Below are 13,237 nucleotides of genomic sequence, written 5' to 3'. Positions count from 1 at the left end.
GGTGTGGGGTGTGGGGTTTTACTCATTTTCATGTGGTCAATTACCTAATTTTCAGGAAAAAAGTCCAGGGATTTTCCCCCCAATCACTCCAAAGGTCGGCACTTTTTGAGGCAAAAAAAGTCTAAAAGCGTTATCCAACAAGGTTTTTAGATTTATTCAGCAAACCCTAATTAAATCCATCAGGGTGAGCCATGCTCACCCTAATCACCTTAACTAACAGGCAATTAAACGGCTGTCAGGGTTTTTTCTAGAAGTTGTCGGGGAGCTTGAACCAAACCACGACAGTGGATTTCCGCAGAATTATTGGGACTTTCAATCAGTTTAACTTTATCTAATTCGGCTCCTAATTGGCGGATCCGTTCCCCTAATAGTTGAGCGATATGTAAGGCAATATTTTCCGCGGTGGGAACCACTTCGGCAAAGTAGGGAATATCCTTATTTAAAAAAGTATGATCGAAGGGTTCTACTACCAATTCATCGATCGCTTTTTGTAAATCCCCTAGATCTACAATCATACCGGTGCGGGGATCGATTTCTCCCGCCACGGATACTTCCAGGTGATAATTATGACCATGACCGTTTACCCTGGCGCATTTGCCGTAGATTTCCGAGTTTTGTTCGAGGGTTAATTGCGGTAAAGCCAAACGATGGGCGGCGCTAAAATGGGTTTTGATAGTTAAAGTTGCTTCCATATCTTTTCCTTGATATTCTGCCCACAATTCGGGGTGTTCAAATAGTTGAATTTTGACTAATGGTAAATAGGGTGCTAATCTTTGCCAGATAACTCTGGCGATATTTTCTGTGGTGGGTAGGGTTTGCTGAAATTCCGGCCAGACTTGATTGAGATAGGAGTAGTCTAATTGACTGGTTATCTCTCGTTTAATTACCTGTTTCACGGTGGAGAGATTTTCCACCATGCCATAAGGATTGAGTTCTTTGTATAGGGAGACGTATAATTCGTAATTGTGACCATGACCGGGAAAACGGCTACCAAGACCAAAAAGTCTTTGATTTTCGGCTTCGTCCCATTCTGGTAGATAATAGCGATGGCTGGCTGAAAACCGCGCTCGACGATTGATGATGCAATCCATAAATGTGGGCGATCGATGACTTTGTAAAGTTACGTTAAGAGTAACTTTTTCTAGCATAAACCAGTTTTGTCTCCTCCGGCTTGCGGACCGGAGAAAGTTATCCCTCAATTCCGGCAGAATGCGATCGCTGTGAGTCGAGAGTGAGAAAATTTATCTTTGAGAAGGCAAAGGAATTACTTTTTTACCACTATGATAAACTGTCTCTATCCAAATTCGCTCGCTTCTTCAATATTAATCATCACTTCCTCTAAAGTAAATTCGTAGGTCGGGTTGAGGCTACGAAACCCGACAGAAACCCTCAGTTGTTGGGTTTCACTTCGTTCAACCCAACCTACGCAAAAAGAGCTACCAAAATAAACCGTCTCTATCCAAATTCGCTCGCTTCTTCAATATTAATAATCACTTCTTCTCAAGTTTCACCCTGACTCATACATCCGGGTAAATCTGGAATTAGTTTTTCCTAGACAAAAATGGTAGTAAATTCGTAGGTCGGGTTGAGGCTACGAAACCCGACAGAAACCCTCTTAATCCTTTTTTTGCTGAATAAAATGCACAACCGGACTAATTTTTGATTATAACGATTAAATAGGCTTGACTAGATCGCCAACTTGAGGATTTTCAAACGGTAGTCTTTGTCCTAATTTATCAATCATTGATTTTAACTCTCTTTCTCTTTTTGATTGTAACTCTTTCTTTGCTAAGTATTCAATTCCAGAAGGAGTCAAGGGAGGGATATAAGATAATTCAGACAATTCTCTAGGTTTCTGCAAATATTCTACGATCAAATAAGAAAGTTTATTTAAATCTATGTCTGGCTTTTTGTCTGATTCTATAATAGATATTTTATCTTGAACAAAAATAATTCTTCCCGTACCTCTTACTAATTCGAGAAACCCTAAAGATTCGCCAGTATGCGGCTCTAATATTTCTTCGTCATCGATACGATAAACCATCATTCTTTGACCTTCTCGAATTCCGTTTTGTTCACCTCTATTCATTACTAATTTATAGTCGTCAATAACCTTAACGACAGTGGCAGGAAAAGTTCCTTTGGGGGATAAAAGGGGAGTTTCTGTGACGTTTTCCATTTCTACCTCTATGGTTGATTGTATTTCTTAATAACGCTCGGACTAACTCTAGTTTGTTGCATAACTTTTAAATCATTGTTGGCCAGTTTATCTAAAATATTTTGATAGGTTATTTTTGGTTCATCGATCACCACTTGAATTCGTTTCTTATTATTGATATACCGGACGGATCCTACTCCTATCAACCTCTCGAAATCATCTTCATCTGTATAATACAAAGATATCATAGATTCAGCGGCGAATAAATCTGATGCTTCCAGTAAGCATTCAATATTATTGTTTGCGTCCTTTTGAACTCGCAATATCTTAGGAATCATACTCTGTTTCATTTTAGCGTATTCTTCTAAAGCTTTTTGCAAAGCTCTAACCAAGGTAGCGATTATCAGTACAGATAAAGTCACGATGATGATTAGAAGATACAAAGGAACTGATGCCTTACTAGCCACTACAGCCAGTAAAATCGAAATGGCATAGGATAGAATCGTCAAAATCGAGTTGTTGACTTCTCTAAAACTAGACCAGATTAACCCCCAAAAGTTATTTTTCATCTTTGTTCAAAACTCAAGAGACCGGTGATTAGCCAGTCTCTCAAGTCTTATCTATCTATTCTACTCGATTCCTTCGATGCGGTCCTCCACTTCTTGATAAAGTTCCTGTAAGCGGTCTAAATTCTCTTGGGAAGTTTCCCAGTAACCGCGACCATTAACTTCTAACAGGGTTCCCACCATCTTGCGGAAAGAGTTGGGATTGAGATTCATCAGACGCTGACACATTTCCTCATCTTGAATAAAAGTGGTGTTGACATCTTCATAAACCCAATTATCCACCGCATCAGCAGTTGCCGACCATCCCATCGTATTAACCAAACGCTTCGATAATTCTCGGACTCCTTCGTAACCGTGACTTAACATTCCCTCGTACCATTTAGGATTGAGTAACTTGGTGCGGGTATCCAAGCGCACGGTTTCCGATAAAGTACGCACCTGAGCATTAGCGGTAGTAGTATCAGCAATATAGGCCGCTGGTTTTTTGCCATCATCGCGTAAACTAGCGACAACTTTTGTCGGGTCCGAGTCGAAATAGTGGGAAACATCGGTTAAACTAATCTCGCTAGAATCCAAGTTTTGGAAAGTTGCCTCCGCAGTTTTTAAAGATGCTTCAAACAACTGACGATTATCGGCCATCATCCCCGGATTATCGGAGTCGAAAGCAAAACCCTTGCGGTTGAGATACATATTCTGTAACTCTTTTTCATCTTCCCAACTGCTATTTTCCACCGCGAGATTGATATTAGAAGAATAGGAACCGGAAGCATTAGAAAAAATGCGGGTGGCTGCCTGTCGAACCGTTAAACCCATTTCTTTTGCTTGTGACCTAGCGTGTTTGCGGACATAATTCATCTCTACCGGTTCATTTGCTTCCGCGGCCATTTTTACGCCTTGGTCAAGCAAATTCATCTGATTGATAAATAAATCCCGGAACACACCAGAACAGTTGACCACCACATCAATGCGCGGTCTTCCTAACTCCTCTAGGGGAATTAACTCCAATTTATTCACCCGTCCCAAAGCATCGGGAAGAGGACGAACCCCCACCATCCAGAGAATTTGTGCTAGGGATTCCCCATAGGTTTTGATATTATCAGTTCCCCAGAGAACACAAGCGATGGTTTCGGGATATTTACCACCATTATCCAGTTTTTGCCGTTCTAACAGACGATCTACCACGATTTTAGCTGATTTTACCGCCGCTAGGGTCGGGATAGACTGGGGATCTAAAGCGTGGATATTTTTACCCGTCGGTAAAACTCCGGGGTTACGGATGGGGTCGCCACCGGGACCGGGAAGAACGTATTCCCCTTCTAATGCTTTTAATAGGGCCCCTAATTCATTATCGGCACAAACCTGTTCTAAACAGAATTCTAGGTATTCAAACAGGGGTTTTAACGCTTCCGAATCAACTTTTGGATAACCCATCGACCGTAAAGTTTCGATCCAAGGTGATTTCTTGCCTATATTCAAGAAATTCAGCTTAGAAAGCATCGATACCCGACCTTCCGCGTCGGTTTGAGACTCGACTAAAGCGGAGACGGCAGCGCGAGTCGCGAGGGTGATGTTTTGCAGTAATTCCACATCTTCTAACACACCTCGATCGCTATTGCGATAAACTTCCTCTAGATCCCGGCCGATGCTGTTGAGCAAAATTCGGGGTAAGGAGAGTAAATTGTCTTCTTCCCGGTCTAAACTGGCAATATTGACCAAAGTTGCCACCGCTTCGAGCGCCGAGGGGGGTTTCCCAATAACGTGCAGTCCGCAGGGAAGTAAGCGCGATTCAATTTCCATCAGTTTACGATAGACAGAACCGACGATATTATCCCGTTCCTCTTGACTGAGATGGGCGGTGTCACCATCAGGTAAACTTATATCTTTGTCAAGATTAACTAATAAACATTTATCGACAATGGTATTGACAATTTGCACCCCACGCCCACTATCTTTCAGGGTTTGGTAGGAAGCGATCAACTCGCTTAGTTCTTTTAACCCTTTGTAGAGTCCGGCATTTTCTGCGGGGGGAGTGAGATAGGAGATGGTTTCCGCATAACTACGACGTTTAGCGATCGTCGCTTCGCTGGGGTTATTAGCGGCATAATAGTAGAGGTTGGGAATCATCCCGATGAGGTTATCGGGGTAGCATTCCCCAGACATTCCCATCTGTTTCCCCGGCATAAATTCTAGGGATCCGTGGGTGCCAAAATGAAGAACCGCATCTGCTTTCCAGACTTGATTGAGATAGGTATAGTAGGCTGCAAAACCGTGGTGGGGACTAGCAGAACGAGAAAAGAGCAGACGCATCGGATCCCCTTCATAACCGAAGGTGGGTTGAACCCCAATAAAAACATTACCGAACTCTTTCCCGTAGATTAATAGATTTTGTCCATCACTGTTGAGGTGTCCCGGTGGTGGTCCCCAATTTTCCTCCAAACGGACGGAATAGGGGGTTAAACGTTCGTATTCCGGTACGGACATCCGATAGGCGATATTTAGCTCCGGACTATGGTATTGTGCGGTGGCATCATGGATTACCGCTTCCATCAGTTCCCGGGGAGATGCGGGTAAGTCCTGCAAGTCATAACCGTTATTTTGTAACGCTTGCATCACTTCGTAGATGGAACCGAACACATCTAGATAGGCTGCGGTTCCCACATTCCCTTTATCGGGGGGGAAACTAAAGACGGTGATGGCGACTTTTTTGTTTAGTTTCGGTTTCTTTCTTAGGTTAGCCCATTTTAGCGCCCGTTGAGCGATCGCTTCTACCCGATCCTGTAAAGCGATCGCTTTACCCGTGGCCCCATCCCGGCCTGATAGTATAATAGGTTCGATCGCACCGTCTAATTCGGGAATAGCAATCTGTAGCGCCACTTGAATCGGGTGTAACCCCAAATCGCTTTCTTCCCATTCCTGAGTGGTTTGGAAAACTAGCGGTAACGCACACATATAGGGACGATTGAGACGTTTTAAGGATTCTATCGCTTTCGGGTGATCTTGTCGCGCTGGACCTCCTACTAAAGCAAATCCCGTCAGGGAAATTACCGTGTCAACGATGGCAACCGCTTCTACTCCTTTTAAGCTTTTATCCCAGAAGTATTCTTCTACGGGTTTGGAAAAGTCTAATCCCCCAGCAAAAACAGGAAGGACTCGCGCACCCATAGACTCGAATTCCTGCACGAGAGCGACATAATGAGCGTCATCACCAGTAACGAGGTGAGTTCTCTGTAAAATTAAGCCAACACAGGGAGCTAAGGGGTCTTTTAGGTCATCGGGAATATCACTGCGGTTATTGTACCAAGTGAAGTATTCCTTGACATCCTCGAACATTTTCATGGATAAAGGATGCCAGATACCCAGATCTGGATAAACTACCGGTTCCTTGTAAACTACACTGTCATCCTTGTTATCGAAGACGTACTTATCGGCCAACATTAACAGGAAATTCTCTAAATTTTCTGCCGAACCCCCTAGCCAATACTGGAAACTTAACATAAAGTTGCGTGCGTCCTGAGCTTTTTCCATGGGGAGGTACTTCAGGACCTGCGGTAAAGTTCGCAATAACTTTAACATCGCATCTTGGAAACCAGCGCCAGAGTTTTCCCTGCGCTTTTTCATAAAATTAGCGATGACACTCTTAGACTGTCCCAATTGTGCCATAGAAAAGCTGCCTAACTTATTTAAGCGCATTACCTGGGGCATAGAGGGAAAGACGATCGCCGCATCTAATTTATCCCGATGGGGACCGACAGCGGCCACAACTTTATCGGCTAAATCTTCGATAAAGATGAGAGAAGCGATGAAAATATTAGCTTTGGCTACATCCTCCTGAAAATTGCGATAATTTTCCCCATCGCGCAGTTCTTCGATTAAATAACCACTAATTTCGATCGCTAGTTTCGGGTTGTTAGCGTTGATTTCCCTGACCGCACTACTCAGCGCACTTTGGTACTGAGGTTCTAGCACGACATAGACCACCTTGACCAGCGATCGACCATTCAACGCGTCAGGAACTATGTGACGAATGGTGGACTTGACGTGAGTGAACATATATGATGGTTCTCCTTATTATTGCTGAGTCTGGTATGAAGTGATTTTCGTCATCAGATGACGATCGCCCTTTGTTTAAGGTATTTAGATATATGTTTCTGTTTTGTATCAGAAAATGTAACCCAAGTGAGTATTTACTCTGGGTTTCGACACAATTCGATAAATATCTTGCCATATTTTGTAACAGATGGTAAAGAGCTTTCGGAGTAACTGCTCAAGCTTTTCTTTACAAAAATTAATATTTAATCTATTGACTTTTAATTGTAAAAATGTTATTTTTGAGCACCTCAGACGAGATGTCCCTGTTCAAAGATGATCAGGGTGAGGATGCGAGATCATCTCATAGAGAGCTGCAAGTGCTATAACTCAATCAAGATCAGCTTTTTGTGCTAGACCTCTGGTAAAAATCAAAAATTGTTGTTAGGGTTAGGAGTCAGTCCCGATGAAAAAATTTTCACCCCGACAGATGAAAGAGGTTTCCTTCCCCACACCCCACACCCTACACCCTACACCCTCTTTTCAGTCAGTAGCAGGTAAGCTGTACTGGATTTAAACTGAGTAGAGTAATTTTTAGTACAAATGCTCGAACTGGCAACTCTGGCACTCCGGTGCAGTCTTAAGGAGTAATTTAGATAGTCAACAGCTTAATTATAGTGCGGAAATCAGGCAATAGTTTCAGAAAATTTGGCAAGTTTAGGTTGAAAAATAAACAATGAAGTAAAGTTCTTAGAGTTTCGTTATGGTGGTAGAATTGGTTTATGGCTAAAAAGTTTTTATTTGATTCGATACGTCTATGTCCGAGTTATTTGCTAGTGCAGCGGGACGACATTTGCAAGATGCCAAAATTTTGCTATCTAAAGAACGTTGGGACAATGCCATTTACCTAGCTGGTTATGTAGTAGAATGCGCTTTTAAGCTTTTAGTAGAACAGTATTTTAAAAATGATCAAAAAGCCGCTAAAAAATTCGGACATGATCTCGAGGAATTAGAAGGTAAAGCGAGGGAAAGATTAGGAATTCTCTATCCTATTTTAGAGCAACAGTTACCAGTTTCTCGCATCTGGGGAACTGTCCTAGGGCAAAATCACCCAGAAAGAAGATATTATCAATCTGGATATTGGACTGAAGATCAGGCTAACTCGGCCGTTGAATGTGCTGAAGAAATTTATCGAGATATTATTCCCAGATTAGTGCTAAACGGTTATATTTCTAGTAAGGATATTTAAGATTCTGATGATTAGTTTTAGTGAAACTTTTACTAGAGTAAGGGAATGCTTTCAGGATTCCAGTCTTGGTTCTCTTGTAGCCAAACTAGAATCCGTGACTATTATTCGTGATGTTGAGGGAAAAATTCGCTTATTTCTAGAGTTAAAACAGGAAAACAACATAGAATCAAACGAAGAAAACCATCTATCTACACTCCTGTCTGAAAAACTTGAGTATTACTATGGCCATGATATTTGGTGGCAAAAAGGAGAAGGAGATGCTTATAAAGCCCTGATTGATCTTATCATAGCTGAAAGAGTTCAGACACCTTGGTTCGATGAATCGGCAAGCTTGAAATGGTATATTCTAGAACGTCATCTGGCTAAACAAGCATGGACAGAGAATAAAATTGGGCAGCAATTGCCCTGGGATTTTGAAAAAGTTGAAAAAGGATATAAACCAGCTATTGTCTCCTTTTTTTCCTTCAAAGGAGGAGTTGGTCGCACCACTACTATTGCCGCTACTGCCTTAACTTTAGCGCGGAATGGTCATCGAGTCGCTATAGTTGATCTTGATTTAGAAGCTCCCGGTCTGGCCACAATTTTTTCTAAAGATGTTGCCGCTAATTCTGGTGTCATGGACTATTTGCTAGAAAAGAAAGTTCAAAAAGATAAATGGAGACTGAGTTTAAAAGATATTAATGATACAAATTTGTTAGGAGATAAAGGTGAAATCTTAAAATTGCTACCAGCAGGAAATGTGGATCAAGATTATTTAGAAAAATTGGCTCGTTTAGATTTTCAAAATCTTGTCAATGGTCAACTACAAGGCATTTTAAAACAAATGCTAGAAGAAATAGCAAGGTTAAACGGACCACTGGATTTTATTCTCATGGATGCAAGAGCAGGTTTTCATGATATTGGTGGTTTAGCTATTACTTATTTTTCCCATGCAGTGGTTATTTTTGGTACGGAATCTCGACAAAGTTGGGCAGGATTAACCCAAGTTATCCAACATTTAGCCCTATCTAACCCTGAGGATCCTTTACCATTAATTTTAGTTCATGCTCTCGCTCCATCTTTAGGAACAGTTGGCCGAGAAATAGAGTTACAAAAGTTTCGAGAAAAAGCCTATGAAATTTTCCAAAAAAACTATTATACTGAATCTGAAGGTGTCCCTAACTCTAATGATACTGATGCACCATTTTTCCCGATAGTTGTCCCCTATGATAATAGTCTGCGGGGAGATATTGCCCTCTTTACTCGTGACTCACGGCACGATACTCCAGAAGAAAAAGAGAGATTAGCAAATCTCGTGAAAGTTATGACCGATTCTCCTTATCAAACTATTGCTGAAAAGCTTTGTCAATTATTTGGACGTGATGTGATTATAAACAATCGGTAAAAAATTATGGCTGAATTCGATAAAAAAAAGTTACTGGAATTAATGAGAGAAATTGCTCCCGGAAAAGCAACAGCTGAACAGGAAAGTGATGATGAAGACGTATTTCTCAAAAATTTCTTCCCTGTGGTTGATTATAAACGGGCATTGGAACCAAGCATTTTATTAATTCAAGGTGGTCGGGGTGTGGGTAAAACAGAATTATTTCGTTTACTAGCCATTCCTTCTGGACGAGAAGCTTTAGTTAATAGTTTAAATATTCGAGGTCTTGCTCCTTTAAATCAGACCAGATGGATTGCAGGATTTGGTCGCACTCGCAAAACTGAAAAACGATTTCCGACACCAGAAATTATAGAAAAAGAAATGCAAAACGCTACTAATCTTGAATGGCGTAGTTTCTGGTTAGGATTGATTTTAGGTGTCATTTTACAGGAAAAAGAATCTGGTATTGCCAGCATTATACGTCAAGAATTGGATTCAAATATTACTACTATTCTTCAAAATAGGTTATCGTTTTTATCAGAATGGAGAATTTTAGTTAAAGATAATTTTGAACATCTAAATTATGTTCTTGACAAATTAGACGAACGATTAATTACTGATGACCACTGGCTATTTATTACTTATGATGAATTAGATCGGTTATTGACTACTTATAATGCTCTAGCTAATCCGATTAGAGAATTATTAGCTTTTTGGCTCGATCGCTCTCGTCGTTGGGATAGAATTCGACCAAAAATATTTCTTCGTACCGACCTATTTAGAGAGGAATTTTTGGGATTTCCTGATGCTTCTAAATTACAATCCCATCGGCTAGAATGGCAACGCTCTTGGCTCTATCAACTCTGGATTAAACGGTTAGCTAATTCGGCTCAAGAAATGAGAGACTATTTACAGATTATCCCTAATTTAATTTATGAAAGCTCAACCCAACTAGGATGGAATGTTAGTAGTGATGAACGATTATTTGAAGAATTAATCGAAAAAATGATCGGTAAATATATGGGTGCTAATGCTAGAAAAGGTATTACCTACCGATGGATACCTAATCATCTTCAGGATACTGGGGGTAGAATTGCTCCTCGCTCTTTTCTAAAATTATTCGACCTAGCGGCAGCCAAAAGATTAGAACGTTTTGAACAACTGAACGAGCTATACCTTCTACAACCCTCTGATCTCCAGGGTGCGTTAATGGATACTTCAGAGGATAGAATTAAAGAATTAGCACAGGAAGAATATCCTTGGTTAGAATCTCTAAAAACTAAGTTAGAAGGGTTAAAAGCTCCTATGCCGAAAGAAACTTTTTTAGAGGCTGTGCGCTCAACTAAATGGAGTCCTGAAAAACAACCTCCTGTTAAGGAACCTGAAGGGATTGTGCAATATCTAATACAATTGGGTGTGGTGGAAAGTCGGCTTGATGGTCGAATTAATATACCTGAAATTTATTTATATGGGTTTCAAGTTAAACGTAGTGGTGGGGTTAAACGTCCTCAATAACTTGAGGATATCGACAATAATTTTATGTAGAATAAATAGTAAAATACATGAAGCAATAATAACTAACATTGGCAGATTTTAACAGTTGATAACTCCGATAGTTAATGTGTATTAGTCGGTGATAAACCCTTATTATTTTCAGTAACCGATCGACAATGTTTTTTAATTGGATAACTTTACCCTATTTATTAATTAATCCTGTTTTAATTCCCTTGAGTATAGCTCGATCAGAAACTATTCTTGTTCAACAAGTCAGGGATCCTAATTATCAAAAACTTGTGCAGTACGCTCAAAATCAACAACTCGATCGCTTACCGATGCCTGATATAATCCAGAATATCGCCACTCAATTTTTAGGAGCAAAATATCAAGCAGGATTACTCGATCGCTCGGCAACGGAAAAATTATTTATCTCTTTAAAAGAGTTTGATTGTGTCCTTTTTGTGGAAACAGTTCTCGCTTTGAGTCACAATTTTGCTTTAAAAAATTATCACTATTCTGCTTTTAGTCAGCAGGTTTTAAATCAACGTTATCGCCACGGTATTCTCGATGGTTATTGTAGTCGTCTGCATTACTTTTCCGATTGGATCAATGACAACCAAAACCGAGGCAATCTAGAAAATATAACTCAAAAATTAGGGGGAATTACTCTTGAAAAAAAGCTCAACTTTATGAGCAAAAATCGCCCTCTATATCCCCAGTTAAAAACTCAAAGTAATTACGATTGTATTCAACAGGTAGAACGGCAATTAGAAAGCTTATCCTTAACCTATATTCCCACCGTTAATATTAAAGGTATTTACCCACAACTACAAGCTGGCGATATTATCGGTGTCGTGACTAATATCGCCGGTTTAGATGCCACCCATACCGGTCTAGTTTATCGCTTTCCTGATGGCAAAATTGGCTTAATTCATGCCTCTCCTGCTGGTCAAGTTACCATTGCTAAAGACCTAGAAAAATATATCACTAAAGTGGAAAAGGCCATCGGTATTTTTGTAGTTCGTCCCCTTGATCCAAGAAATAGGTAGATAGGGAGCGAGGACAGAAAAAAAAATTGTGATCTCACCCTATTATTCATCTCAATTTAGGTGTTCAATGTCGGTAATAATCGGTAAAATTACCGTGATCTTTGTACCTTTTCCTTCCTCACTTTCCAGGTAAATTTGTCCTTTGTGCGCTTCCACACAGCGTCCGACAATGGCTAATCCTAATCCCGTCCCTTGAATATTATCGACATTGCTACCGCGATAAAAAGGTTTAAATAAATGTTCTTGATCTTTGCTGGGAATACCAATCCCTCGATCGATAATTTTAAAGACTACCTGCTCGGATTCGACAATAATCTTAAATTCTATGGGGTTTCCTTCGGGTGAATATTTGAGAGCATTTCCCAGTAAATTTGTCAAGATATGTTTAATTAAATTTATATACCAAAGTCCTCTTTCTAAGCTGCCCTTAAGTTGGAAAATAATTGCTGATTGCAGCTCCGGCTTAACAATAAAAGATTCTACCAATTTCTGACAATAATCCAGTAAATCCACCGGATCAAATTGACAGTATAATCTCCCAGAATCGGCCCGGCCAATTAATAACACTTCTGTGAGCAATTGATCCATGTCTTTAATGGCCGATCGAATCATGCGAAAATAGCTAACTTGCTGATCTTTTGTCAACCGATCGCGACTTTCTTCTAATAATCCAGCCGAGAGTAAAATTTTATTTAAAGGATTGCGAAAATCGTGGGATAACATGGAAACAAATTCAGTTTTTAACTGATTTAATTCCTGAGCTTTTTCCAGTTGATTAGTGCGTTCAATCACGCTCATTTTTAAAGCTTCGTTCGATTCTCGTAAAGCTTCCTCCATCTGTTTTCGCTCGATCGCATAACATAGCGATCGAGTTAAAATTTCTAAACTTACTTCTCTTTTAATTAAATAATCCTGCGCTCCCTGACGTAGTGCTTGCAAAGCTAAATTATCATCATTAGTATTAGTTAAAACCACGATCGGCAATTTAGGAGCCGTAATCAAAAGGGGAGCTAAGGATTCCAAACCCTGACTATCTGGTAAAGTTAAATCTAATAAAATTACATCAAAATTTGTTTGTTGTAACAGAGAAATAGCCTCGGATAATCTTGACACATTAACCAGATGAAATTCTTTTTTTTCATTACCCTTAAGAATTTCCTTTAATAATCGAGCTTCGGCTAAATTATCCTCGATTAAAAGAACTTTTATATCCTGCGAGAGTCCCATTTTTTAATCAAGAGTTAAAGAGATTTGGGAGGTTAGGAAGTGGGGTGTAGGGTGTGGGGTGTGGGGTGTAGGGTGTAGGGTGTAGGGTGTAGGTCTGTCTCG

9 protein-coding genes are annotated in these 13,237 nt (G+C 40.2%); 4 read left to right on the top strand and 5 right to left on the bottom strand.

Translation table 11 applies throughout. The features are described from left to right. Window positions 1–224 precede the first annotated feature (224 nt). From IQ242_RS05555 to IQ242_RS05540, 4 genes are all read right to left on the bottom strand, one after another. Window positions 225–1,091 (bottom strand): 6-carboxytetrahydropterin synthase, encoded by an 867-nt coding sequence (locus IQ242_RS05555; RefSeq protein WP_193959301.1) that lies wholly within the window; start codon window positions 1,089–1,091, stop codon window positions 225–227. Between the two features lie 581 nt (window positions 1,092–1,672). After that, entirely contained in the window at window positions 1,673–2,179 is a 507-nt protein-coding gene (locus tag IQ242_RS05550) for a hypothetical protein (RefSeq protein ID WP_193959300.1), read from the bottom strand. Window positions 2,180–2,187: 8 nt separating this feature from the next. After that, window positions 2,188–2,727, bottom strand: coding sequence for a hypothetical protein (locus tag IQ242_RS05545; RefSeq protein WP_193959299.1), 540 nt, complete (start codon window positions 2,725–2,727; stop codon window positions 2,188–2,190). A gap of 60 nt (window positions 2,728–2,787) precedes the next feature. Continuing rightward, entirely contained in the window at window positions 2,788–6,774 is a 3,987-nt protein-coding gene (locus IQ242_RS05540) for a magnesium chelatase subunit H (RefSeq protein ID WP_193959298.1), read from the bottom strand. Between the two features lie 793 nt (window positions 6,775–7,567). On the opposite strand from IQ242_RS05540, the gene IQ242_RS05535 reads away from it, so the two are divergent. From IQ242_RS05535 to IQ242_RS05520, 4 genes are all read left to right on the top strand, one after another. Then, the gene (locus tag IQ242_RS05535; RefSeq protein ID WP_193959297.1) at window positions 7,568–7,999 is read left to right on the top strand and encodes a HEPN domain-containing protein; all 432 of its coding nucleotides are present in this window, start codon (window positions 7,568–7,570) and stop codon (window positions 7,997–7,999) included. A gap of 7 nt (window positions 8,000–8,006) precedes the next feature. Next, window positions 8,007–9,383 (top strand): KGGVGR-motif variant AAA ATPase, encoded by a 1,377-nt coding sequence (locus tag IQ242_RS05530; RefSeq protein WP_193959296.1) that lies wholly within the window; start codon window positions 8,007–8,009, stop codon window positions 9,381–9,383. Between the two features lie 6 nt (window positions 9,384–9,389). Next, window positions 9,390–10,877, top strand: coding sequence for a P-loop ATPase, Sll1717 family (locus IQ242_RS05525; protein ID WP_193959295.1), 1,488 nt, complete (start codon window positions 9,390–9,392; stop codon window positions 10,875–10,877). A 155-nt stretch (window positions 10,878–11,032) separates the two neighbouring features. Then, entirely contained in the window at window positions 11,033–11,908 is an 876-nt protein-coding gene (locus IQ242_RS05520) for an N-acetylmuramoyl-L-alanine amidase-like domain-containing protein (protein ID WP_193959294.1), read from the top strand. Window positions 11,909–11,959: 51 nt separating this feature from the next. Here the strand turns inward: IQ242_RS05520 and IQ242_RS05515 are convergent, their stop codons facing one another. After that, window positions 11,960–13,135: a hybrid sensor histidine kinase/response regulator gene (locus tag IQ242_RS05515; RefSeq protein WP_193959293.1), complete on the bottom strand. Its 1,176-nt coding sequence runs from the start codon at window positions 13,133–13,135 to the stop codon at window positions 11,960–11,962. Window positions 13,136–13,237: the final 102 nt, after the last annotated feature.

Origin of the sequence: Microcystis sp. LEGE 08355 (assembly GCF_015207185.1) — a bacterium.
Lineage (GTDB): Bacteria > Cyanobacteriota > Cyanobacteriia > Cyanobacteriales > Microcystaceae > Microcystis > Microcystis panniformis.
Note: the sequence above shows the minus strand (reverse complement) of the source record. Positions and strands in the feature narration are given on the sequence as shown.

Coding starts and splice junctions, on each gene's coding strand:
- IQ242_RS05535 (WP_193959297.1), top strand. CDS start 7,568: ATGTCCGAGTTATTTGCTAGTGCAGCGGGACGACATTTGCAAGATGCC.
- IQ242_RS05515 (WP_193959293.1), bottom strand. CDS start 13,135: ATGGGACTCTCGCAGGATATAAAAGTTCTTTTAATCGAGGATAATTTA.
- IQ242_RS05545 (WP_193959299.1), bottom strand. CDS start 2,727: ATGAAAAATAACTTTTGGGGGTTAATCTGGTCTAGTTTTAGAGAAGTC.
- IQ242_RS05540 (WP_193959298.1), bottom strand. CDS start 6,774: ATGTTCACTCACGTCAAGTCCACCATTCGTCACATAGTTCCTGACGCG.
- IQ242_RS05530 (WP_193959296.1), top strand. CDS start 8,007: ATGATTAGTTTTAGTGAAACTTTTACTAGAGTAAGGGAATGCTTTCAG.
- IQ242_RS05525 (WP_193959295.1), top strand. CDS start 9,390: ATGGCTGAATTCGATAAAAAAAAGTTACTGGAATTAATGAGAGAAATT.
- IQ242_RS05520 (WP_193959294.1), top strand. CDS start 11,033: ATGTTTTTTAATTGGATAACTTTACCCTATTTATTAATTAATCCTGTT.
- IQ242_RS05555 (WP_193959301.1), bottom strand. CDS start 1,091: ATGGATTGCATCATCAATCGTCGAGCGCGGTTTTCAGCCAGCCATCGC.
- IQ242_RS05550 (WP_193959300.1), bottom strand. CDS start 2,179: ATGGAAAACGTCACAGAAACTCCCCTTTTATCCCCCAAAGGAACTTTT.